Origin of the sequence: Pseudomonas sp. NPDC090208, from assembly GCF_044746785.1 — a bacterium.
GTDB lineage: Bacteria > Pseudomonadota > Gammaproteobacteria > Pseudomonadales > Pseudomonadaceae > Aquipseudomonas.
Map to the genome: position 1 here is coordinate 184,574 of NZ_JBIVCU010000006.1, position 23,944 is coordinate 208,517.

Consider the following 23,944-nt stretch of genomic DNA (forward strand, 5'->3'; position numbering starts at 1 on the left):
GGATCGCGTGTGTCGACGAGGCGTGGGCGGCGGCAGGGATTGCGGGGTGTTATAGATCGTCGAACATCGCTTCCAGCGTGCTCAGCTTGTCGGCATCGATGGGGCTGGCGTGTTGTTGCAAATGATCGGCCAGGGATTTGAGGGTCGGGTGTTGGAACAGGTGCTGTGGGGCCATGGGCAGGCCGGCTTCCAGTTGCACCCTGGAGACAACTTGCATCACCAACAACGAATGCCCGCCCAGCTCGAAGAAGTGATCGTTGAGGCCGACCTGCTGCAGTTCCAGCACGTCCTGCCAGATCGCCGCGAGCTGTTGTTCCAGCTCGGTTTGCGGCGCGACGTAGCCGTGTTGCAGCTGGCTGGCGTCTGCTTTCGGCAGGGCCTTGCGGTCGATCTTGCCGTTGGGGCTCAGTGGCATCTTGTCGAGGAACAGGAGATAGGCCGGGATCATGTAGTCCGGCAGGTTTTCCCGCAGTTGGGCCTTGATGCTTTCGCGCAGTTCGGCCTGTTGTTCGGCGTTGGCGCCGGCTTTGGACGTGTCGCTTGGCACCACGTAGGCGACCAGTTGCAGGCCTTTAGTGGCCGGTTGCGCGACCACCAGGGCGTCGCGCACCACGTCCTGCTCCGCTAGCCGAGCTTCGATCTCACCCAGTTCGATGCGGAAACCACGGATCTTCACCTGATGGTCGATGCGGCCAACGTACTCAATGACACCGTCTGTGTTGTAACGGGCCAGATCGCCAGTGCGGTACAGACGACCGCCCGTGCTGCTGAACGGGTCGGGCAGGAAACGTTCGGCACTCAGGTCAGGGCGATTGAAATAACCGCGGGCCAGCAACTCGCCGCCGATCACCAGTTCACCCACCACGCCGACCGGCGCTGGAGAGCCGCTGTCGTCCAGCAAGTAGATGCTGCGACCGGGCAACACGTTGCCAATTGGCATGGTTGAAGGCGTTGGCTTGGCGCCGGTCACGTAATCGGTGCAGTCCAGTGCGGTGACCGTGACGGTGGCCTCGGTCGGTCCGTAGGTGTTGAGCAAGCGCACATGGCCCAGACCCGCTTGATTCCATGCCGCCAACCCTTCCGGCGGCATGGCTTCGCCCCCGGCATGGACTTGCTTGAGGCGCCCGTAGTCACGCGGACCGGCAGCAGCGAAATCGCGAGCCAACAGGTTCCAATAGGCCGTCGTCAGGTCAACGACGCTGATTTGCTTGTCGATCAGCTCGCGATAAAACGTCTCGCTGTCCCAGATATCCGTGCCACGCAATACCACCGAAGCGCCGCAGATCAACGCCGGATACAGCTGCTCGACAAAGCCGTCGAAGTTGAAGGTCGAGAACTGCAAGATGCGGTCGCTGCCATTCATGTTGAAAAACTGCAACGACACATAAGCATGGCGGGTCAGCGCCAACTGGCTGATGCCGACGCCCTTGGGCCGCCCCGTCGAACCCGAGGTGAACATCACATAGGAGAGGTTCTGTGGATCGGTCTGATTTGGCAGATTGTCAGCGCTCAAGCCGGACCAGGCTGTGTTTTGGTCCAGACTCAAATGCGCAACCCCGGCTGGAATCACCAAACGCTCGACCAGATGGCTATGAGTCAGCAACAGCCTGGTGCCGCTGTCCTCGATCATGCACTGCAGGCGGTCCTGCGGATATTCCGGGTCCAGCGGCACATAGCCGCCGCCTGCTTTGAGCACCGCCAGCAGGCCAATGATCATGTCCAGCCCGCGCTCCACGGCGATGCCGACCAGCACATCCGCGCCCACACCTAAATTACGCAGATGGCGAGCCAACTGATTGGCGCGAGCGTTGAGCTGCCCATAGCTCAACACCGTGTCGCCGAACAGCAACGCGGGGGCATCCGGCTGACGCGCCGCCTGGGCTTCAAACAACAGATGCGCCGGCTGTTCGCTCGGGTAATCGAGGGTCGCGGTGCTCCAGTCGCGGACGATCTGCCGATACTCGTCGGCGTCCAGCATTTGCAGTTCGCTGAGACGGCTCTGCGGGTTGTCCACCAGTGCCTGCACCAGGTTTTGCCAGTGTCGAGCGAGGCGGGCGACAGTGTTTTGGCTGAACAGCGCGGTGCTGTATTCAAGGTTGGCCGCGATTCGCTCGCGGCTGTAATCGACGTCCAGCGACAGGTCGAATTTGGCTTCTTGCTGGCTGACCGGCAGCAGTTCCAGCGCCACATCACCCAGTTGCAAGCGGCCTGGCTGCTGGCCGCTGACGTGCCAGTCGAACAGGGACTGGAACAGCGGATTGCCCTGAACACCGCGTTGTAGTTGCAGGTGCTCCATGATCAGCTCGACCGGGTAATCGCCGTGCTCGAAAACGGCCAGACTCTGTTGACGCAGGCGTTGCAGAAAGGCGTTGGTGCTCAGGTCCGGCTCCAGTTGTGCGCGGTAGATCAGGCTGCTGACGAAATAGCCGACCAGCTCTTGGGTTTCGCTCTGGCTGCGAGTGGCGCTGGGCACGCCCACGGTGAAATCGCGCTGACCGCTGTAGCGCCCCAACAGCAATTGCCAGGCACCGAGCAGGAGCACGAACGGGGTCAGGCCGCGCTCGTTGCACAGCTGATGAATCTGTCGGGTCAGGCGCTCGGGCAGGGCGATGGAATGATTGCCGGCGCCATGGAACGACGCGGCGCTGCGCGGCTGATCGGTGGGCAGTTCCAGCGGCTGGATTTCATCGCCCAGGTACTGTTTCCAGTAATCGGCGGCGCGCTGGTGTTTGCCGCTGTCGATGTAGGTCTGGCGCTGCCAGTGGGCGTAGTCGGCGTACTGAATCGCCGGGCGCGGCAGGGGCGAGTGGTCGCCGTTGATTGCAGCCTGATAGGCGCGATTCAGGTCGCCCAGCAGAATCGGGTTGGACCAGGCATCCGAGACGATGTGGTGCATGTTCAGCAGCAGGACGTGCTCGTCGGCGGCCAGGCTGATCAGCGTGGCGCGTATCAATGGCGCCAGAGTCAGGTCGAAGGCGTGGGCGGATTCGGCAGCCACCCGTTGCTGCAGGATTTGATTGCGCGTTGATTCCGGCAGCGCGCCGAGGTCTTCGCGACCCAAGTGAATGCGTGCCTCAGTGTCGACCTGCTGAAAAGCGATCCCGGCATTTTCACCGAAGCGGGTACGCAGGATGTCGTGGCGCTCGATGACCCGTTGCAGCGCCTGCTCCAGCGCTTCGGCATTCACCTTGCCGTGCAGGCGCAGGGCGCTGGGCAGGTTGTAGGCCGAACTTTGTGTGGAGAATTGCTGCAGTAGCCACAGACGTTGCTGGGCGAACGACAGCTCGCTTGGCCCCGATCCGGCCTGAACGGGAATGCCCGGTGCGGCGTCGTGTTCTTCCGCTATCAGCAGGGCCAGCAGGTCGTCGTCCAGGGAAGTGTTAGCAGAGGTCATGATCGGTCTCGTCGCCGTGCGCGGGGTGAATAAGCGTTGTTAGGAGAACGAAAGGCGGCGAGGGAGATTTAGCGGGGAATAAGCGTGTGGTTCGGTCGTTCGCGAATTGACCTTGTGGGAGCGAATTCATTCGCGAGACGGCATTTCAGCAGACACAGATTTGTCGTCCAAAACGCCGCATCGCGAATGAATTCGCTCCCACATTGGTCCCGCGTCATATCAACCGGAATGCAGATTCAAGCGCAAGCCCGCTCGATCATCACCTGTCCGGCACTCAAGCGCACCAACTGGTCGGCAACATCGAAATAGCGGTCATCGTGGGAGATGACGATGATGGTCTTGCCCAGGCGTTTCAGGTCCGGCAGCAGTTCGGTGTAGAAGACGCGGCGGAAGGTCGGGTCCTGGTCGGCGGCCCATTCGTCGAACACCAGCACCGGGCGTTCGTCCAGCCAGGCGTTGATCAGGGCCAGACGCTTGCGCTGGCCGGTAGACAGGTCAGTGGTGGTGAAGGCGCCGTCGACCACGCTGACCTTGTGCGCCAGTTCCATGCGTTCCAGGTACTGGCCGACGTTTTCCGGCAGGGCCTTTTCCTGTTCCGGCAGGTCGTCGAACAGGTAGTAGTCGGCAAAGATGGTGGTGAACATCTGCCGGTAATCGTCCAGGCCACGGGCATCGACGGTCTGGCCGTTGAGGCGGATTTCGCCCTGTTGCGGGGTGTACAGGCCCAGCAGCAGCTTGATCAGGGTGGTCTTGCCGCAGCCGTTCTCGCCGACGATGAACAGGATTTCCCCCGGCTCGATGCTCAGGTTTACCGGCCCCAGTTTGAACGGTTCGCTGCCCGGCACCGGCGGGAAGGCGTATTGCACGTTGCGCAGTTCCAGGCCGTGCATGGCCGGCACGTGGTGTTCGGCGTGGGTCAGCAGCAGGTGCGGCTCCGGCGAAGAAAAGCGCTCGGCCAGATCGGCGATGCGGCGGAAGGCGATCTGCGCGCGGCTGATGATCGGCAGGTTGGACAGCAGGTTTTCCAGCGGGCCCTTCATGTACAGCAGCACCAGCACGAAGCCGCTCATCACCGCCGGGTTGGCCGCCGGCCAGAAGGCTTGCAGGGCCAGGGCCAGGCCGATGACCACGAAAAACAGCATCGAGCCGAAGCTTTTCGCCATGACGAAAATGGTGATCGAACGCACGTGGGTGTCGCAGATATGGTCGGCAGTGCCCTGGATGTTGCGGGTCAGCATGGTGTGGCGGCGCGGGCGGTGAATGCGCAGTTCCTTGGCGCCCTCGGCGATGGCCTGATAGTGCTTTTGCAGGCTGTCTTCGGCGTCACGGGCGGCGTAGAAACCCTGGATGCCCTTGCCCTGGGCGACGTATTGCACCGCCGAGCCGATGCCGATGGCGATCAGGGTCATGGCGAAGATCGGCAGCGACAGGGTCGCCAGATAGCCCAGGCAGCCGAGGATCACGGTCATGGAAATCGCCAGCGGCGCAAAGGCGAAGGCGAAGTCGCTGATGGTGTCGACGTCGTGGGTCAGCACCGGGATCAGGCGGTGGGTGCGGTAGCGCTCGATCTGTTCGATGGGGGCGCCGAGCACTTTGGCGCCGAGGTCCTTGCGCAGGCTGGCGATGACTTTCTGGCCGACGTAGTTGCTGCCGATGTCGGCGGCGATGCTGCTCAGCAGGGCCAGCAGGCACAGCCCGGCGAAGGCCAGCACCACCGCGCGGTTGAGGCCGTCGGCGCTGTGCAGGCCGCTGTTGACCGTCGCCAGCAGCGCGGTGACGCTCAGGCCGCCGACAATGCCGAACAGAATGGACCCGCCGACGATGTAGCGGTACGGCTTGAGCAGGCTGAGGATGTCGCGAAGGGCGCTACGCGGTTTTGCGGTCATGAAACTACCTCCGTCGCGGCGCGGGATCGGGCGACGTGCTGATGGCGAATGGGTGTTGCGGATTCGCGGTCGGCGAATCGTTGGTAGGAAGACGAGTCGAGTGGGTGGGGATTTAGGGCAGAACGCGGTTGTGATGCTGGCCGCAGGAGCGCGCTTGCCCGCGACAAAGGTGTGCCGACCGATATCAATGTGTCTGACCCGACGCCTTCGCGAGCAGGGCTCCCTCCCACGGCCTTCGGCCAGAAGCAGCAGCATCGGCTTGCGACCATCGCAATCCCGCTGGCACACCTACGGCCTTCGGCCAGAAGCCGCAGCTGCGACGAACGCTATCCCTGTAGGAGCTGGCTTGTCCTGCGACCGGCGGGGAACCCGTCGTAAAATCGGTGAACACGGTGGGTCAGACAGACCGCATGTGCAGGTTTTACGACGACTGCGTCGCCGGTCGCAGGACAAGCCAGCTCCTACAGACAAGCCAGCGTCTACAACGGGTGTTCACGGATCAGAGATCCCGCACCACGCGAAAGCCCAGCCAGTCACCACGATCCGTGGCGTAGATGTTGTTGCGGTTGCCGGAGCGCGACCAGATCGGCGCTTCGGTCCAGTCGTTGCCGCGCATCTGTTGCAACTGGCAGTTCGGCTCGGTCCAGGCGCTGCCGTCGGTCGGCGCTCCCACGTAGTTGTCGTGGGCGCAGTCTTCGAGGAACTCCGAGACGTTGCCGTTCATGTCATAGACACCAAAAGCGTTGGCCGGGAAGGCGCCCATCGGGTTGGTGTAGCTGTAACCGTCTTCCGGGCCGTAGGTGTTGGCGTGCTGGGCGATGCTGTAGGTCTTGCCTTCATCGAACGGGAAGGGGAACGGCCCTGTGCTGCCGGCGCGGGCGGCGTATTCGCGGATCGCCTCGGTCATCATGTGGTAGTGCTGGTGGGTCCGCTTCGACAGCCAGGCGATGTAAGCCTGCACCTCGGCCATGTCCATGCACACCGCCGGCTGCGTCGGGCCGACCGGGTAGCGCGGCGCCCCGGCAATGCACTCGCGGCCGGGGCGGGTGTCGCCGTCAGGCATCTTGTAGCCGGTGGCCTTGAGGTACACCTTCCATTCCCGGTCGGTGACATAGAAACGGCTGATGGCGAACGGTTTGGCGAAGGTCACTTCATGTATCGGCCCTTCGTCCTGCTGGCGACCGACCTCATCGTCCGGCGTGCCCATCATGAATTTGCCCTCAGGCAGCACGACCATCTCCGGGCAATCCTTGCAGTCCTTGAACACCAGACCCGGATGTTCGGCCGCATGGCTGGCGTGGGCGTCGTGTTTGGCCGCTTGCGCCAGGCCCGGCAGCAGGTTGATCAGGACGGCCAGGGTCAGGCCGGTCAGCAGTTTGAGCGTCATAGGTCCTCTCAGCACTTCGACTTCATTAAAACGACTGGCTCAGCAGAGCCATAAAACGGTCGACCTCCTGCTCGTTGTTGAGCAGGCCCGGAGCGGTGCGGATCACCGGGCCGACGTCGCGGTCGACGGCGTCGGTGATGACCTTGTTTTTCATCAGGTGCGCGGCCACTTCGTCGCTGTCGCGATCGCGCACGCGGAAGAAGGTGAAACCGGCGGAGTACTCAGGACTCAGCGGCGTCACCAGCTCGATCTGGCGGTGCTCCTGCAAGCGCGCTTTCAGGTAGCTGTTCAGTTCGTGGATGCGCGACTGCACATCGGCCTTGCCCAGTGCCATGTGCAGCTTGAAGGCCTCGTTCAGTGCCCAGCGGTGTTCAAAGGCGTGGTAGCCGCCGGGGGACATGCTGGTGGCGAAGTTGTCGTCCTGGGAGAAGGTCGGCTCGTTGGGCGTCAGGTCCTCGACCTTTTCGCTGCGTGCACAGACGATGCCGGTGCCGCGTGGGCCGAACAGCCATTTATGGGTGCCGGCGATGAAGTAGTCGCAGTGGAAGTCGGCGAAGTTGGCGTTCTCCACGCCGAAGCCATGTACGCCGTCGATCACGTAGATGATCCGGTCTTTCTCGTCGCGGTTGCGGTTGTGCTCCTGCACCAGCTTGCCGATCTCGCCGACCGGCAGTTTCACGCCGCTGCCCGATTGCACCCAGGTCATGCCCAGCACGCGGGTGTTGGGGCGGATGTTGCGGGCGATATTGCCCAGCACTTCGTCGGTGGACACTTGCTGTGGCTCCTTGAACAGGCGGATCTGCCGTACCTGGGTGCCCTGCTTGCGGGTGCGGAACTCAAGGATGCTGTGGGTGGAGAAATGCTCGTGCTCGGTGGTGAGGATTTCCTGGTCCGGGCGCACATGCACGCCGCCGTAGATCAGCGACAGGCCTTGGGTGGTGCTGCCGGTGAGGGCGATCTGCCCCGGCTTGACCTGCAAGTAACGACCGGCCTGCTCGCGCACTTCGCCTTCGTGTTGCCAGGTTTCCTCGCGGTCCCAGTCCATCGCCAGGCCGGGATTGCGGTCGAGCCAGGCGCGGTGTCGGGTGATCGCCTCGCGCACGACTTGCGGGTGTGCGGTGACCAGAAAATTGGAGAAATGGATGTAGTCCGGGTCGAGCAGAAACTGCTGGCGCAGTTGCAGCCACTTGTCAGCGGAAGTGACCGGCGCAGCCTTGGCACTGCTGTCGGCAGCAAAGGCGCTGTGGTTCAGGCCAGCGCCGAGGGGTAGGGCGGCGGCGAGCAGGCCTGCCTGCTTGAGAAAGGTTCTGCGGTCGGTCATGGGACGATTCATCCGGCAGGAAAAAGTGGAATTAACGGTTGACGACGGGCGTGGTCGTTTGGGGGGCGGCAGGCTTGGCCGCTTTCTGCACGTCGTCCCAGACACGCAGGAAATTGCCGCCCCACAGCTTGGCAATGTCGGCTTCCGAGTAGCCACGCTGGAGCAGTTCGGCGGTGACGTTGCGCACCTCGCTGACATCCTTCCAGCCTTTCAGGCCGCCGCCTTCGTTGAAGTCCGAACTGATGCCGACGTGGTCGATGCCGATCTTGCGCACCGTGTAGTCGATGGCGTCACCCAGGTCCTTGAGCGTGGCCTTGGGTTCTTCGTCGAGGATGGCGTAGAGCTGGCTGGCGTATTCGCCGAATTTCTTCTCCGGCCAGGCGGCAATGATCGGGTCGCCCGGCATCAGCGCCATCGCCAGGTTGGGCAGCGGCGGCAGGTCGAATTTCGCACGCAGGTCGTTGAGCTTGCCTTGGGTGCGCTGACTCAACGGTTTCAGGTAGCCGCCAAAACCGACGATTTGCACCACGCCGCCGCTGTGCTTGATCAGTTGCAATTCCTTGTCGCTGAGGTTGCGCGGGATGTCGACCATCGCCCGCGGCGCCGAGTGCGAGGCCACCAGCGGTGTGCGGCTCAACTGCGCGACCTGCTCCAGGGCCTTGGTCGACATCTGCGACACGTCGATGATCACGCCCAGGTCGTTGAGCCTGTGTACCGCCTGTTTGCCGATGTCGGACAGGCCGTCGAGGGCGTCCGGCGAGTCGTTGAAGAACGGCAGTGGCCGCGACGAGTCGGCCCAGCTGTTGTTGCCGATGTAGCTGAAACCGAACATGCGCATGCCGCGCGCGGTCCAGGTGTCGAGTTGGGTCAGGTCGTTGCCCAGCGGGTAGGCGTTGAGCATGCTGATGAAGATCGCGAACTTGCCTTCGCCGTGCAGGCGGCGCATGTCGTCGGGGGAGTAGGCGATACCGACCTGATTGGGGAAGTCGCGGACGATGCCCTTGATGATCTTGTAGCGGACCTCCTGCTGGTTGCGCGCCTCCTCGACGAACCCGGCGGTGGGCTTGTGTGGCGCGTCGGGGCCGTTCCAGATTTCCGGCCAGCCGAACACGGTCAGGGCGGCGGCGGACAAGCGCCCGCGCCCGGCCTTGACCAGATCCCACTGGCTTTCGCCGTCCTTGTCGGCTTCGTTACCGGCGGTGCCGAATTCCAGCGGCACGGTGATGTGGCTGTCGAAGGAAATGATCCGCTCCTGCAACTCGTCAGCCTGTTGCATCACCTTCAGCGGGTAGCCGGGGCCGTCCTTGAACCACAGGTCCCAGGCCTGCCAACCGGCGCCGGCAACAATCGCGACGGCCAGTGGCAGGCCGAGGTACAGGACTTTTTTCGAACGCGGTGTAGTCATTGCCATCTCAGTCAGATTCGCCGTTCAGATCGGGCAGCGGACGCATCGCCGGATCGGGCGGTGCGCTTGGCTATCTGGGAAGAACGAGCGCAGGCCCGGCAAATTTAGGCAATGGCAAACCGGAACATTCAACGCCGACCTGTAGGAGCTGGCTTGTCCTGCGACCGGCTGCGAAGCAGTCGTAAAACCTGCTCGCACGGTGTTTCAGATGCACCCCGTTTACCGGATTTGCTGCCGGCTCCCGGCAGGTCGCAGGACAAGCCAGCTCCTACAGGGGGCAGCAGCGAGCCTGTGTATCCATCTCGTTAAATTTGCCGCGGCGATGAACGTTCTAGCTGGGATAAGGCCCGCTTCCGGGCTGGAAACAGGTAGAGCAATGACGATTTCTCGACGAGGGTTCATCGCCGGTCTGGCGCTCACCGGCGCTGCGGTGCCGGCGGTGTATTACGCGCACCGTGAGTTGACCCGCCCGGAATTCCCGATCACGCCCGAGGAGGCCAAAGTCGAGCTGCCCGACACCAAGGGGCGGCAACTGGCCGACACCTTGCGCGGGGTCTGGGACATCCGGTTCGAAGGCGCCGATGCCGGCCTCGACGGCTTGCCGAAGCGCGGCCTGGAAATGTTCATCGACATCGCCCAGCGCGGCCGTGGCGTGCGCGGTTTCCTCGACAGCGGCGAGCGCCTGCGTTCGCCTGAAACGCCGCGTTATCAGGTGGTTGGCGATTTGGCCGAAGCCGACCCCGCGCTGCTGCACTGGCGCCTGTTCGACACCTCAAGCGCGGACCGTCATGGCGGTTACGAACTGGAAGTGACCCTCGACGAAGTCTGGGCCGATTTCGGCAATGCCGGCAGCGCCACCCTCAGCGGTCGTGTCACCCGCCTTGATCGCGCCGCTGGCCTGCCGTTGCGTGACAATCGCTTTGTCGCGGTCAAGCGCCTGTTTCCCGAAGCCCGTCAGCGCATCGGCCTCAATGAACCGCTGCTGGCCTGGCTGGTCGCCCCGGAACACCGCCTGGTTCACCAGCTCTGGCATGCCTCGCGGGACAAGTGGCACAAGCTTTCCGAGAAAAAACGCGACGCCCTGCGCGGCATTGGCTGGCAGCCCGGCCCGCGCGACATGGAGCGCGATGCCCGTGGTGATCGCAAGGACCGCAATGGCTCTGGCGTCGACTTCTTCTATATGCACCGCAACATGCTCAAGAGCGCCCGCGCCCTGCAGGACCTGCCGTCGTGGCAGCACTTTCCGCTGCCGCAGCCGGAACTGGAGCGCGACCGCCAGGGCTTCGCCCGTTATTTCGATAACCACGATGGCTACTCGATTCCGCCGACCTGGCTGGCCCACGACGATGACGAGTACACCCAGTGGGTCAGCGACATCAAGAATGCCGAGACCTTTCACAGCAATTTTCAGGTGTGGGAATCGCGCTATCGCGACCCGCGTTACCTGTCGACGCTGACCCTCGGCCAGTTCGGTTCGGAAATCGAACTGGGCCTGCACGACTGGCTGCACATGCGCTGGGCCTCGGTGCCGCGAGACCCGTCCAACGGCGGCGCGGTGCCGATGGCCCGCGATCCGGCGGACTTCGCCGCGCGCTGGTTCGCGCCGGAAAACGACTTTCTCGGCGATCCGTTTTCCTCCCACGTCAACCCGGTGTTCTGGCACTTCCACGGCTGGATCGATGACCGCCTCGAAGACTGGTTCCGCGCCCACGAACGTTTCCATCCCGGCGAACTGCTGCGTCAGCCGCTGGGTGGCGTGCCGTGGTTTGCGCCGGGGCGTTGGGTCGAAGTGGCCGACCCGTGGCTGGGGCCGCTGACCCACGGTTGCAGCACCACGCCCGGTGTGTTGCCGGGCAAGACGATGGAGATGGACCCGGAAACCATGAAGCTGGCCCTGCGCATCACCTTCGAGGACGAAGACAAGATCGCCGGGCTGTTCAAGCGCGTGCCACGTCGCCCGTGGTACGCGCGCCACCTGCGCAATGCGGTGCCCTGGGCCTGAGAGCGAGCCGCATGCATGGACAAAAAGAGAGGGACATGAACCGACACCGGACGACATTTGCAGCATTTTTCACGCAAATGCGTCTGGTTTTTATTTGTGATCCGTCTCAGTTACCAGAGGCGCGAAAAGACGCCGACCATCACTTCATATCAAAAGGATCATTCACGATGTCCACCGCGTTTCGCTCTTCCCCTACCAGGGTCTTTGCGCTGCAGGCTTTGCCGCGTGCTGTTCGTTCCATCGCGCTTGGCGCGGCCGTGGCGGCTCCCGTGGGCATCGCCCTGTATTCGGGTTCGGCATTCGCGGAGGAAGCGGCCAAGACCGGCAACGGCTCGGCACTGCAACTGGACGCCACCAACATCAACAGCCAGGGCCTGGGGCTGACCACCGAGAACACCGGCTCCTACACCACCGGCGCGACCTCGACCGCGACCAAGTTGCCGCTGTCGCTGCGTGAGACGCCGCAGTCGGTGACGGTGATCACCCGGCAGTTCATGGATGATCAGAACCTCAACACGATCAATGATGCTCTGTTGCTGACGCCAGGGATCAGTAGCAACCACCGCGACAGCGATCGCTTCACCCTGTACTCCCGCGGCTTCCAGATTCAGAACTTCATGTATGACGGCATTCCGTCGCAGGTGGCCAACGAATCCCAGCAGTACGTCAGCACGCTGCAGGATCTGGCCATCTATGACCGGCTGGAAGTCGTACGCGGTGCAACCGGCCTGATGAGCGGCGCCGGTACGCCTTCGGCGACCATCAACCTGGTGCGCAAACGCCCGACACGAGAGTTTCAGGGTTATGTATCCGGCGAGGCGGGTGCCTGGGACAAGTACCGCACCGAGGCCGATGTCTCCGGTCCACTCAACTCCGAAGGCACCATTCGTGGTCGTGTGGTCGGCGCCTATGAGAAATCCAACTCGTTCGTCGATTGGTACAAGACCGAGAAGAAGGTTCTGTACGGTGCCCTTGATGTCGATCTGAGCGAAGACACGCTCCTGCGTTTCAATCTGGGTTATCAGAACAACGACTCGGATGGTGCAAGCTTCGGTCATATCCCGCTGTTCAACAGCGACGGTTCACAGGCACATTTCTCCCGTTCATTTAACCCGGCTGCGCGCTGGAGCTACATGGACAACACCGGCTATGACTTCACCACCATGCTGGAGCACAAGCTGGCCAATGACTGGAGTCTGAAGGCCGCCTACACCCACCAGTACTCGTATCGCCGGGCGACGGTAGGTTCCGCGAGTGCCGGTGCGGTGAATCCGGATGGCAGTGGTGTATCGATGTTCGTCAACCGTCTGGACAGCTACCAGGACCAGGACACTCTCGATGTCTACGCCACCGGCCCGTTTACGCTGGGCGGGCGTGAACATCAGCTGGTGCTGGGGGCAAGCACTAGCCATACCCACTTGAACTATCCGACTTATGATCGTTTCTCGCCGCTGGTGGCCGTGCCGGACATCAACGACTGGAATGGTGACGAAATCGGCAAGCCGCACCTGGCCAAGCTGGGTGAGAACGTCACCACGCTGACTCAGACCGGTTTCTATGCCACGGCGAACTTCAAGCCATTCGATCCGCTGTCGATCATCATTGGTGCACGACTGAGCAACTGGAAACAGAAGGATTTCAGCAGCAGCTTTGCGACAGACGATGAACCCTATAGCGAATCCACTGATAACACCAAGAAGACGGGTGTGGTGACTCCATATGCGGGGATCATCTATGACATCAACGATAACTTCTCGGTCTACGCCAGCTATACCGATATCTTCCTGCCACAGACTTTCTACAAGACAGCCAGTGGAACGTCGCTGAAGCCGCTGGAAGGCGACAACTATGAGATCGGCTTGAAGGGCGAGTTCTTCGGCGGTGCGCTGAATACCAGCATTGCACTGTTCGACGTCGAGCAGAAAAACACCCCGGAGTTGCTGCCGGATGACGGCTCTGGTCGCGAAGCCTATCGCGCGATCAGTGGTACCAGTACCAAGGGTGTCGAGACTGAGGTTTCCGGTGAAGTGCTCGAAGGCTGGAATGTGCTCGGTGGCTATACCTACCGCGAATCCCACGACAAAGATGGTAATCGCGTAGAGGCCAACCAGGCGATGAACCTGTTCAAGCTGGGCACCACCTATCGCCTGCCGGGCGCCTGGAACCGCCTGACGATTGGCGGTAACGTGATCTGGCAAAGCGAAATCTACGCCACCAACTTTGATACCGGCACCAAGGCCAAGCAGGATCCGTTCGCCGTGGTGGGTTTGTTGGCCAACTACAAAGTCGATGAGCACCTGAGCGTTGGCGCCAACTTCAACAACGTGTTCGACAAGAAGTATTACGACGGTTTGGGTACTTTCAGCTCCGGCTCCTACGGCGAACCGCGCAACCTGATGCTCAACGCCAAGTGGAAGTTCTGATCGGTTGACCGGATAACGCTGCAAAGCAAAACCCCGCCCGGTGTAAGCCTGGCGGGGTTTTAATGATCCGGGCATCATCCGAATGGCTTGTCTTGCACATGACTCTGTAGGAGCTGGCTTGCCCTGCGAGCGGCGGGGAACCCGTCGTAAAACCTGTGCACGCGATATGTCTGACACTCCCAATGCGTATGGATTTACGACTGCTGCGCAGCCGCTCGCAGGGCAAGCCAGCTCCTACACGTCCCGCGTTGGGTTCAATGGTGGCGTGCAGTCAGATCCAGATCGCATCCCACAACGGATAATCGTGGCAACGTTTGACCAATCCTGCGCGGATCGGATTGGCGACGATATACCGTGCCACCGCCTGCAAATCTTCTTCCTTCCGAATCGCCCGGTCGTGATAGCCGCGCTGCCACAGTCGGCTCTGATTCCCCATCGCCGCATTGACCGAGCGCACGCTGCGTGATTTTGCTCGGCACATCAGCACTGGCAGCGAGGTGTTCTGCAGTTCGATCAGCCAATGAAAGTGATCCGGCATGACCACCCAGGCCAGTGATCGGGCAGCGACTTCCTCCTCGGCGAGGCGAAAGGTCTGGACCACCAGCCGACCCATTCGCCAATCCGAGAAGAATGGCTGGCGATTCAGTGTGACGCTGGTCAGCAGGTAGATACGGCCAGATTCAGAGAAGCGGCCTTCACGCAGGTGGTGGCTTAACGCGGATATTCCCGACATCCCGATTCCTCATTTGTCTATGAATGAACAACGTTAGGAGCTGGGGTCGTGATGAATCAGTCTGGAGTTTTACAAGGCGTGTAAGAACACCGCGTTATGTGTAGGAGCTGGCTTGTCCTGCGAGCGGCGGGGAACCCGTCGTAAAACCTGTGCACGCGGTATGTCTGACACTCCCAATGCGTATGGATTTACGACTGCTTCGCAGCCGCTCGCAGGGCAAGCCAGCTCCTACAGACAGGCCGCTTTTCGGCAGGGCGGAGGTGTTAACGAACAGGCGCATCGATCTGCCACCCACCCCCCAACGCCTTGTACAACGCCACACTCGCCTGCAACCGAGCCAGTCGCAATTGCACGTTCAGATCCTGCGCCGCATACAGCGTGCGCTGGGTTTCCAGCACGGTGAGCAGGTCTTCGGCGCCGGCGCGGTAGCGGCTTTCGGCGATGTCGAAGGCGCGTTGGGCCTGTTGCAGTTCTTCGTCCTGCCACTGCCGTTGATGGTCGATGCCGTCAATACCGTTGAGGGCTTTTTCGACGTCAGCGAAACCGCTGACGATGGCGCCGCGATAGGTGCTCAGCAGCTCTTCCTGACGGCCTCTGGCGCGATCGCGTTCGGCGCCCAGGCGGCCGTTGTTGAAGATCGGCGCGACCAGCCCGGCGGTGAGGTTGTAGAACGGGCTGCGCAGGGTGTCGCTGGCCGTGTCGGCGCCGGAGCCCAGTCTGACGCTGAGGGTTAGCGTCGGCAGCATCGCCGCGCGGGCGACTTTGACGTCGGCGTCGGCCGCGGCCAGTTGCGCTTCGGCGCGGGCGATGTCCGGACGTCGGCTGAGCAGCTCGCTGGGCACGCCGCTGCCGATCTGCGGCCAGTGCAGACGGTCGAAGCCATCGCGGTCGATCTTCACCTGCTGCACCGGTTGACCCAGCAGCAACGCCAGACCGATCAGCGCCTCCTGCGCCTGCTGACGAATCAGCGGCAGCTGACGTTGCTGGCTGGCGACCAGGCTTTTCTGTTGAGCCAGTTCCAGCGCCGTGGCCGAACCCGCATCGAAACGGGTCTGCACCAGCGCCAGCACATGCTGCGCGTTGGCCAGATTCAGTTCGGCGATCCGGCTTTGCTCCTGCAATGCCAGCACCTGCACATAGCTGCTGGCGACCGCGCTGAGCAGGGTCAACTCCACCGTGGCCTGATCGAACTCCGAAGCGCGCAGGCTTTCCCGCGCGCTGTTGTAGGCCGCCGCGCGACCGCCCCAGAAATCCACTTCGTAGCTGGCGGTCAGGCTGGCGTCGAAATAGTCCACGGCCTTGTTGTCGCTGTCGGCGTCCAGTTGTGTGTAGCCGCTGCCGCGCAGCAGTTTTTCGCGGCTGGCATTGCCGGCAGCCTGTACCTCCGGCAGCAGCGGCCCGCCGGCCACGGTCACGGCCGCGCGGGCCTGACGCACCCGGGCGACGGCGGCGGCGAGGTCATGGCTGCCCAGTCGCGCCTGTTCGATCAGCGCGTCGAGTTGCGGATCGGCAAAGCGCGTCCACCACTGACGGTTGTCCTGAACGGTCTGCGTGGCCAGCGCCGACTGCCACGTGGCAGGGGCGACGATGCCGCTGTCGGGGCGTGGCGCGGGTGAATTGCAGGCGGTGAGCAGCAGGCAGAGGGTGAGCAGGCTGAGGGTGGGCTTCATCGACGAATCATTCACTGGTAAGGGCCGTGACCGGGTCGAGCCGGGCAGCTTTGCGAGCCGGCATGAAGCCGAAGACGACACCGGTGACCAGCGCGCAGGCAAAGGCGCCGAGCACCGCCGCCAGCGAGAAAGCCACCGCCACCTGGGCGAGCAGCAATCCGCCGCCGACCAACAGGGCCAGGACGATGCCGGTCAGGCCGCCGACCACCGAGAGCAGCACCGCCTCGGTGAGAAACTGGCGCAGGATGTCGCGCTGACGGGCGCCGGTGGCCATGCGAATGCCGATCTCGCGGGTCCGTTCGCGCACGGTCATCAGCATGATGTTCATCACGCCGATGCCGCCGACCAGCAGCGAAATCGCGGCAATCGCGCCGAGCATCAGCGACAGGGTGGTCTGGGTTCTGGCTTCGGCCTGGATCATCGCCGCGTTGTTGGTCAGTTCGTAATCGTGCTTGCCGTGGTGCAGTTTGAGCATCAATTCGTGGATGGCCTGCTCGGTTTCCTTGACGTTGCGCGAGTCGTTGGCGGCGATCACCACGTACTCCGGGTCATGGGTGCCGAACAGGCGGATGCTGGCCGAGGAGTAGGGGATCATCACCCGCACGTCGCTGTCCTTTTCCCCGGAGCTGGCGCCCTTGGCGGCGAGCACGCCGATCACCTGGAACGGCACGTTCTCGATAAGGATGTACTGGCCGATGGGGTTGCGGTTGCTGAAGAACTTCTCGCGCACCTTGTCGCCGATGACTGCCACCGAGGCGGCGGTTTCTTCGTCGCTGCGGGTGAAAAACGCACCGTGGGACAGCGGCCAGTTGAAGATGCTCGGGAACAGCGTGTTGGCGCCGCCGACGTAGACCTTGTAGTCGTTGCTGCCGGAACGGATCGTCGCGTAGTCGCCGATCAGCGGCATGATCCGCGTCACCTGAGGCAGTGTCGACAGCGCGGCAACATCGCTGAGGCTGACGATGCCCTGCGGCGCGCGCGGGTTGGGCGCGGTGCCGTTGAGGAAAATGATGTTCGAGCCGAACGCTCCCATCTGCGCCATGACCTGGCGCTTGCTGCCTTCACCCACCGCCAGCATCACCACCACCGACGCCACGCCGATGATGATGCCGAGCAGGGTCAGCGCAGTGCGGAAGCGGTTGATCCACATCACCCGCCATGCCGCTTTCACTGCGTCGACCAGCTCGCCTTTCCATGCGCCACTGTGAAGGCTGCCCTCGTTGAGGCGCTGGCGCAGGTCGTCGGCATTCAGCGCCTTGGGGTTGTCGGTCGCTTGCACCTGCGGATTGCCGTCGGCGCTGTCGCTGATGATCAGGCCGTCGCGCACTTCAATGATGCGCTTGGCCCGCGCCGCCACGTTACGGTCGTGGGTGATCAGAATCACCACATGGCCCTGACTGGCCAGCTCGTCGAGCAGCGTCATCACCTCGGCGCCGCTCTTGCTGTCTAGGGCGCCGGTGGGTTCGTCGGCGAGGATGATATGGCCGCCGTTCATCAAGGCGCGGGCAATCGACACCCGCTGCTGCTGACCACCGGATAGTTGATGCGGTCGGTTGCCGGTACGTTCGGCCAGGCCCAGCCGCTGCAGCAAGGCGGCGGCGCGGGCATGACGTTGGTCAGCGGGAATGCCGGCGTAGATGGCCGGCATCTCGACGTTTTCCTGGGCCGAGCCCGACGGAATCAGGTGATAGCCCTGAAACACGAAGCCGAACGCCTCACGGCGCAACCACGCCAGCTCGTCGCTGCCCAGATGCGCCACGTCTTCGCCGGCAAAGCGATAGCTGCCAGAAGTAGGGCGGTCGAGGCAGCCAAGGATGTTCATCAGCGTCGATTTGCCCGAGCCCGACGCGCCGACGATGGCCACGAACTCGCCGGCATGGATCGACAAACTGACACCGCGCAACACATCGACTTTGGGGCTGTCACCGCCGCCGTAGGATTTGCGGATGTCCTGCAGCTCGATCAGAGGCGTGTCCACATCAACCCCCGCTGCCACTGGCCGGGCCGATCAGCAAATAATCGCCCTCGGCCAGCCCGTCGAGGACCTGGGTTTTCTGCCGGTCGCTGACCCCGGTGTGGATCTGCCGTGATTCGATCTCGCCGTTCTTCGCCACCACGCGCACGGTCGGCCGGTCGCTGCCACTGTCGCCATGCAGGGCGGCGATGGGCGCGGTGAGCACGTCGCGGACTTCGCTGTTGACGAAAAACACCTGCGCGGTCATTTCCGCCATCAGGCTGTGGTCGGCGTTGTTGACGTCGAGCAGCACGGTGTAGAGCACCACGCGCCCGCTGCCGCTCTTGTTCACACTGCTGGGACTGCCGCCAGCCTGGCTGGTCTGCTCCAGTGGCTTGGGCGGCACCGGCAACACCTGACGCACCGTACTGCTCCAGCGCCGGGTGCCGCCGCTGAGGGTGGTGAAGTAGGCGGTCATGCCCGGTTTGACGTGACCGATGTCGGCTTCGGAGACTTCCGCCCAGACGGTCATCGGCGACAGCTTGGCAATGCGCATGATCAGCGGCGTCTGCTGCTGGGCGTTGAGGGTCTGGCCCTCGCGGGCATCCAGCGCCACCACGGTGCCGGTCATCGGCGCGAAAATTCGCGTGTAGCCCAGTTCCGCTTCGTCGCTGCGCAGGCTGGCCTGGGCCTGACGGATCTGCGCCTGGAACATGTCGATGCGCGCCTGGGTGGTTCGCAGCTCGGCCTCGGCGCTCTGCACGTCCTCCTCACGGGTCGCACCGCCCTTGGCCAGATGCTGCTGGCGCGCATATTTCTGCTGGGCGAGGTCATGCAGCGCGCGTTGCTCCTGCAACTGCGCCTTGAGGTTGTCGATGGCAAAACGGCTGCCGTCGAGCTTGGCCTGCTGGGTCGACGGATCGATCTCCACCAGCAACTGACCTTCCTTGACCTCGTCACCCACCTCGACGTGAATCTTGCGGATCTGCCCGGACGCCTGGGCGCCGACATCGACGTAACGACGCGGCTGCAGAGTGCCAAGCGCGGTCACGCTGCTTTCGATATCGCCACGACTGACCTGCACGGTCGCGAACTGATCACGCCCCGGCGGCATGAACTGCCAGGCGGCGAGGGCAGCTACAGGAATCAGGACAAGGGTAGCGAGCAGGGCGCGTCGGGTTTTGCGGGGACGTTTCATGCAGGGTTCCGGCCAGTGAAAGTCTCCCCGCCGCAGGTCATGGGCGCCGCAGATGCACGGCGGGCCGACGGAGCGCGGGGACTCACAGATAAACGAAAGCCCGTCAGAGAAATTTACCGGCCGGAAAGGGGGCGTCACGTTACAAAATTTTGCCCAAGGCCGACCGACAGACCTTAACTCTAGATGAGAATTATTATAAATTAGCCCGCCTGAACTGCCATCATCGTGCCTTTACAAAAATCCACAGGCCATGAGCGGCTCAAGGACAAGGCGCAGGGTTAGCGACCGGGAGTCATTTTGGAAAACTACTATCGCGAGCTGGTGTGCTTTCTCAACGCCAGACTGGGCAACCGCCAGTCCGCCGAAGATGTGGTGCATGACGCCTACCTGCGGGTGCTGGAGCGCGCCAGCGACACCCCCATCGAACAGCCCCGCGCGTTCCTCTACCGCACCGCCCTCAACCTCGTCATCGACGACCACCGCCGCAACATCATCCGCCAGACCGAACCGCTGGAAGCGGTTGATCAGGAAGAACAACTCTTCACCCCCTCACCCCAGGCCACCATGGACCACGGCCAACGCCTGGAAATGATGCAACGCGCGCTGGCAGAGCTACCCGCGTTGTGCCGCGAGTGCTTCATGCTGCGCAAGATCGAAGGGCTGTCCCATGTCGAGATTGCCGAGCGGTTGGGCGTGTCGAAGAGCGTGGTGGAGAAGCATATCGTCAATGCGATGAAGCATTGTCGGGTGAGGGTGAGGCAGTGGGATATTGGGTGAGGGTTGCCACGTCACCGAATCTGTAGGAGCGCGCTTGCCCCCGATTGCTTGTGTCTGTCCTGTGTGGGGTATCTGACATGATGCGTTCGCTGGCGAGCGTGGTGTTTGTTCGATTCCTGTCTCCGGCACCAGTTCAGGTTCCAGCGAAGGCTACCAAAATCTCTGGAACCCCCGTAAAACCCGCCTTCTGGCGGGTTTTTTCGTTATGACGTTCCGTCGGAATCCGACAGCTGCCAGCCGATTTAGGGGTAACGTTTGGGATAAAGTCGATTCGATAAAGGGGTTTACCCTTATGGCTCGTACTACTGCTCCCCTGACCGACACCGCATGCCGCTCGGCCAAGCCTACTGACCGCCCGTACAAGCTTTTTGACGGTGACGGTCTTTACCTCCTCGTTTACCCCAATGGCCGCAAAGGCTGGCGCTTCCGGTATGTGAAACCGGATGGGCGCGAGGGACTGACCTCGTTTGGCAACTATCCCGTCATCGGGCTTGCAGATGCTCGGCAGAAGCGTCTGGAGACTAAGCGGATGCTGGCTGAGGGCATTGATCCGATTGCGTCCAAGCAGCAGGCCAAGGCCGAGGCGGTTGTCAGAGGGCACACATTCGAACGCGTTGCCTTGGACTGGCATAAGGAAATGTCCGTGAAGTGGGCGCCTGGCCATTCGAGGACGGTGCTGAGTCGCTTGAAGACGCACGTATTCCCGCGGCTAGGCGCACGCGCCATCGTTGATCTGGATACCTTCGACCTCATGCAGCCGCTTGAGGCGATCAAGAAGCGCGGCACGATTGATGTGGCCTTAAGGGTACAGAACTACCTTCAAAGCATCATGCGTGAGGCGAAGCGGCTACGGCTGATCACGCTGAACCCTGCATATGACCTTGAGGGTTTTATCAGCGCGCCGCGGGTTACGCACCGGCCTGCACTCCCGCTGTCACGTCTGCCTGAGTTGATGGACCGCATCGAGAACTACAAAGGACGCACGCTCACTCGGCTGACAGTCATGCTGTCGTTGCATGTGTTTGTTCGCTCCAGCGAATTGCGCTTCGCACGTTGGAGTGAGTTCGACCTGAAGCGCGGCATATGGGAGATACCTGACACGCGGCCAGCGTTGGACGGAGTACCGTATTCGACAAGAGGGACGAAGATGGCGGGCGACATCCATCTGGTCCCTCTGTCACCGCAAGCGGTGGCGTTGCTCGAACAGATTCATGCGATCACGGGGTACTTCGATCTGGTGTTCACCAGCGACGCTCGCTCTTGGAAGCCTATGTCCGAAAATACGGTCAATAGCGCTTTGCGGAACATGGGTTACGACACCAAGACCGAAATCTGCGGGCATGGCTTCCGGTCCATGGCGTGCAGTGCCTTGGTCGAATCCGGGCTTTGGTCTGAGACGGCTATTGAGCGGCAGATGAGCCACAGGGAGCGTAACAACGTTCGGGCGGCGTATATCCACAAGGCCGAGTTCCTGGAGGAACGGCGAATGATCATGAGTTGGTGGAGCCGTTACCTCGAAGCGAACCGGCAGGAGCATATCTCGCCGCATGAGTTCGCCAATCAGACCGGGGCAAACGTATCGAGCCTTAGGGCTAGGCGTGGCGCAGTCGAGTGAGCGCACGGCTTTGAAATTTCGGTGATCTGCCTTCCATGCGGGTCCATCCAAACAGGGCTGCAAAGCCGCCCTGTTTGGATGGACCTCACCTAAAATCCAAAGCACCCAATCGGCCACTGTAAACCACGGGATTCCGTACACGCCCAATGCCATTTTCAACCACAAAATCCTGCGGGCGAGTCGCTTGACCCTCTCGGATTGCGGGCGTAGAAAAGACAGTGCAAAGGCTGTCGTTGACAGCACCCCAGGTGACCCGAACCTTCATGGTCACGCCGCTCTCGCGGTGGTTCTCCCCGAGGGCGATTCGCATCCGGCAGCTCGCCCGGTCACTACCCATGTGATGGATGCTCTTACACATAAAGCGCTCGTGCGCCAGATGCTCCGTACCTCGCTGCCCTGCAGCAATCTATCCGCTTGGCCGAATACTGCGCCAACCTGTGCCCGTCTCTTTTCCTGAAAAGAGACGGGCACTTCTACCACTGCTGCAGCCCTGATCGCACATAGCTTTGCGGCATTCCCCCTCGTGACAATCGGCGTGACAAACGCCGATGTCACCAGCAACAGCCTTGTAGATGATGGTGCCGCAGACCAAGGAATGGACTGCACCTGACTGACAGTCAGGCATGTCCCGGTCATCGCATTGCTGCTTGCACATGGCTCAGGATCTCGCGGCACTGGTCTCGTCAGCCAATGCAGCCTCCACCCGCCCACCGGTAACGGTGCTCAGGAGGCCAGATCATGAGATGCCCTTGCTCCCGGACGTAAGGAGCCGCCAGTCCCGCGTAGAGGACATTCCCCACAGGTCGCAGGGGCCTTGATCCCTGATAACACTCAGCATTCTTGGCGGGATGACGTGGGGCGAGGATCGGAGAACAGGCGATGAGGTGATCGACATGGCATTGGTAGGTAGGCGGGATGGCCGCAATTTCGGATACGGCAGGCAATTGAGCTACGCAGGGCCGCAGGCGCTGAAAGACATGTTCGGCGGCGGTCATTACGGCACGGTCAAAGCGCACTGTGATCGGTGGCAAGCATTCGTGAAGTGGTGCCGCTCCGAACAAGGGCCAGGTATCAATGACGCGCGGCAGATTGATCGGAAGGTGTTGGCCGACTACGCGGCATATCTGCGCGACGTGGTTGGGCGCGGTTCCCTCGCCGTCAGCACCGCGCAAAACCGATTATCCAGCGTCAACAGGACCATGGCAGCGCTTCGCGGTGATCAGCATGTGAAACTGCCAAGTCCGAGCAAGGCGTTGGGTATGCAGCGCAGCGGGATTCGCAACTCAGTGCCGCAGGGCCAAGAACGCGAACAGGTTAAACAGATCGTCGATGCGCTTTGCCGCGATCATCAGCAACGGGCCGCCGCAATTGTTCTGTTGGCGCGAGCCACCGGCATGCGCTTGCGTGAGGCCATCTTGGCTGACCTGCCACGGCTTAGCCGTGAGGCTAAAGAGCTAGGCAGGATTAACATTCAGGATGGTACCAAAGGTGGTCGCGCCGGTGCCTCTGCGCCACGGTGGATAACAGTGGACGATCATGTTCGTGGTGCACTTAAATTTGCACGGCAGGTGTCGCCTGCCGGTAGCCACAACCTGATTGCGTCACACGAAAGCTACCTGACTCTACTGCAACAATTCATCCGACCTGCGCGGGACGTCCTGCATGCACACAAGCTGAAAGGCTTCCATGAGCTACGAGCAGCGTATGCATGTGAACGCTATGAGCAAATCACTCAACACCGTGCACCTATCAACGGCGGTCAATGCTCCGAGCTAGATCAGCATCTTGACCGCGAGGCCCGAAGGCAAATCAGCTATGAGCTGGGGCACGGTCGGATCGATGTGGTCGCTGCCTACATTGGCGGTCGCACATGAGCATCCCATTCGATATGGACCTGTTTCTGGCTGGTGTGCTTACCGGCTCATACGCGACCCGGCAACGCCACTTACGGCAGGCGAAAGTCATCCAAGCTGCAATCGCAGAACGCTGGCAGCGAGAATCGCCTTGGAGCTGGCAGAAAAAGCATGTGGTTTGGTTTCTTGAACACCGCCTAGCTGAGCGCAGTGAGACGACTCGATATTACTATTTTCTGACTGCACGGTTGATCCAAATTCGATTGGGAAAGACATGGTCATTCAATGTATGTTCAAAAAGTAAACATAGATAGAGTTGGGGGGTT

General features: G+C 61.9%; 15 protein-coding genes. 6 read left to right on the plus strand and 9 right to left on the minus strand.

The window, feature by feature from the left end; all coding sequences use genetic code 11:
- Window positions 1-49 precede the first annotated feature (49 nt).
- The 5 genes from ACIPL0_RS12815 to pvdM form a co-directional block, all read right to left on the minus strand.
- Window positions 50-3,394: an amino acid adenylation domain-containing protein gene (locus ACIPL0_RS12815; RefSeq protein WP_400597011.1), complete on the minus strand. Its 3,345-nt coding sequence runs from the start codon at window positions 3,392-3,394 to the stop codon at window positions 50-52.
- A 236-nt stretch (window positions 3,395-3,630) separates the two neighbouring features.
- Entirely contained in the window at window positions 3,631-5,280 is a 1,650-nt protein-coding gene (locus ACIPL0_RS12820) for a cyclic peptide export ABC transporter (protein WP_400597012.1), read from the minus strand.
- 499 nt (window positions 5,281-5,779) lie between these two features.
- A complete protein-coding gene (locus ACIPL0_RS12825; RefSeq protein WP_400597013.1) occupies window positions 5,780-6,667 on the minus strand; it encodes a formylglycine-generating enzyme family protein in 888 nt (295 codons plus the stop codon).
- A 25-nt stretch (window positions 6,668-6,692) separates the two neighbouring features.
- Window positions 6,693-7,988: an aminotransferase class V-fold PLP-dependent enzyme gene (locus ACIPL0_RS12830; RefSeq protein WP_400597014.1), complete on the minus strand. Its 1,296-nt coding sequence runs from the start codon at window positions 7,986-7,988 to the stop codon at window positions 6,693-6,695.
- A 31-nt stretch (window positions 7,989-8,019) separates the two neighbouring features.
- A complete protein-coding gene (gene pvdM / locus ACIPL0_RS12835; protein ID WP_400597015.1) occupies window positions 8,020-9,393 on the minus strand; it encodes a pyoverdine-tailoring dipeptidase-like protein PvdM in 1,374 nt (457 codons plus the stop codon).
- A gap of 376 nt (window positions 9,394-9,769) precedes the next feature.
- On the opposite strand from pvdM, the gene ACIPL0_RS12840 reads away from it, so the two are divergent.
- Both ACIPL0_RS12840 and ACIPL0_RS12845 read left to right on the plus strand, forming a co-directional pair.
- Complete coding sequence (locus ACIPL0_RS12840) at window positions 9,770-11,395, plus strand: PvdJ/PvdD/PvdP-like protein (protein WP_400597016.1); 1,626 nt, start codon at window positions 9,770-9,772, stop codon at window positions 11,393-11,395.
- Between the two features lie 269 nt (window positions 11,396-11,664).
- The gene (locus tag ACIPL0_RS12845; RefSeq protein ID WP_400597017.1) at window positions 11,665-13,818 is read left to right on the plus strand and encodes a TonB-dependent siderophore receptor; all 2,154 of its coding nucleotides are present in this window, start codon (window positions 11,665-11,667) and stop codon (window positions 13,816-13,818) included.
- Window positions 13,819-14,089: 271 nt separating this feature from the next.
- On the opposite strand, the gene ACIPL0_RS12850 is transcribed toward ACIPL0_RS12845, so the two are convergent.
- The 4 genes from ACIPL0_RS12850 to ACIPL0_RS12865 all read right to left on the minus strand — a co-directional run bounded on the left by ACIPL0_RS12850 (window position 14,090) and on the right by ACIPL0_RS12865 (window position 19,373).
- Window positions 14,090-14,551, minus strand: a complete 462-nt coding sequence (locus tag ACIPL0_RS12850; protein ID WP_400597018.1) for an REP-associated tyrosine transposase — start codon at window positions 14,549-14,551, stop codon at window positions 14,090-14,092.
- Window positions 14,552-14,814: 263 nt separating this feature from the next.
- Window positions 14,815-16,221, minus strand: coding sequence for an efflux transporter outer membrane subunit (locus tag ACIPL0_RS12855; protein ID WP_400597019.1), 1,407 nt, complete (start codon window positions 16,219-16,221; stop codon window positions 14,815-14,817).
- Window positions 16,222-16,228: 7 nt separating this feature from the next.
- Complete coding sequence (locus ACIPL0_RS12860) at window positions 16,229-18,199, minus strand: MacB family efflux pump subunit (RefSeq protein ID WP_400597020.1); 1,971 nt, start codon at window positions 18,197-18,199, stop codon at window positions 16,229-16,231.
- Window position 18,200: 1 nt separating this feature from the next.
- Entirely contained in the window at window positions 18,201-19,373 is a 1,173-nt protein-coding gene (locus tag ACIPL0_RS12865) for an efflux RND transporter periplasmic adaptor subunit (protein WP_400597021.1), read from the minus strand.
- Window positions 19,374-19,667: 294 nt separating this feature from the next.
- Between ACIPL0_RS12865 and ACIPL0_RS12870 the strand changes: the two genes are divergently transcribed.
- From ACIPL0_RS12870 to ACIPL0_RS12885, 4 genes are all read left to right on the plus strand, one after another.
- Window positions 19,668-20,150, plus strand: a complete 483-nt coding sequence (locus tag ACIPL0_RS12870; protein WP_400597137.1) for a sigma-70 family RNA polymerase sigma factor — start codon at window positions 19,668-19,670, stop codon at window positions 20,148-20,150.
- A 292-nt stretch (window positions 20,151-20,442) separates the two neighbouring features.
- A complete protein-coding gene (locus ACIPL0_RS12875; RefSeq protein ID WP_400597022.1) occupies window positions 20,443-21,765 on the plus strand; it encodes a tyrosine-type recombinase/integrase in 1,323 nt (440 codons plus the stop codon).
- Between the two features lie 893 nt (window positions 21,766-22,658).
- The gene (locus ACIPL0_RS12880) at window positions 22,659-23,639 is read left to right on the plus strand and encodes an integrase domain-containing protein (RefSeq protein ID WP_400597023.1); all 981 of its coding nucleotides are present in this window, start codon (window positions 22,659-22,661) and stop codon (window positions 23,637-23,639) included.
- Entirely contained in the window at window positions 23,636-23,932 is a 297-nt protein-coding gene (locus tag ACIPL0_RS12885; RefSeq protein ID WP_400597024.1) for a hypothetical protein, read from the plus strand. The genes ACIPL0_RS12880 and ACIPL0_RS12885 overlap by 4 nt, the downstream gene beginning before the upstream one ends.
- Window positions 23,933-23,944: the final 12 nt, after the last annotated feature.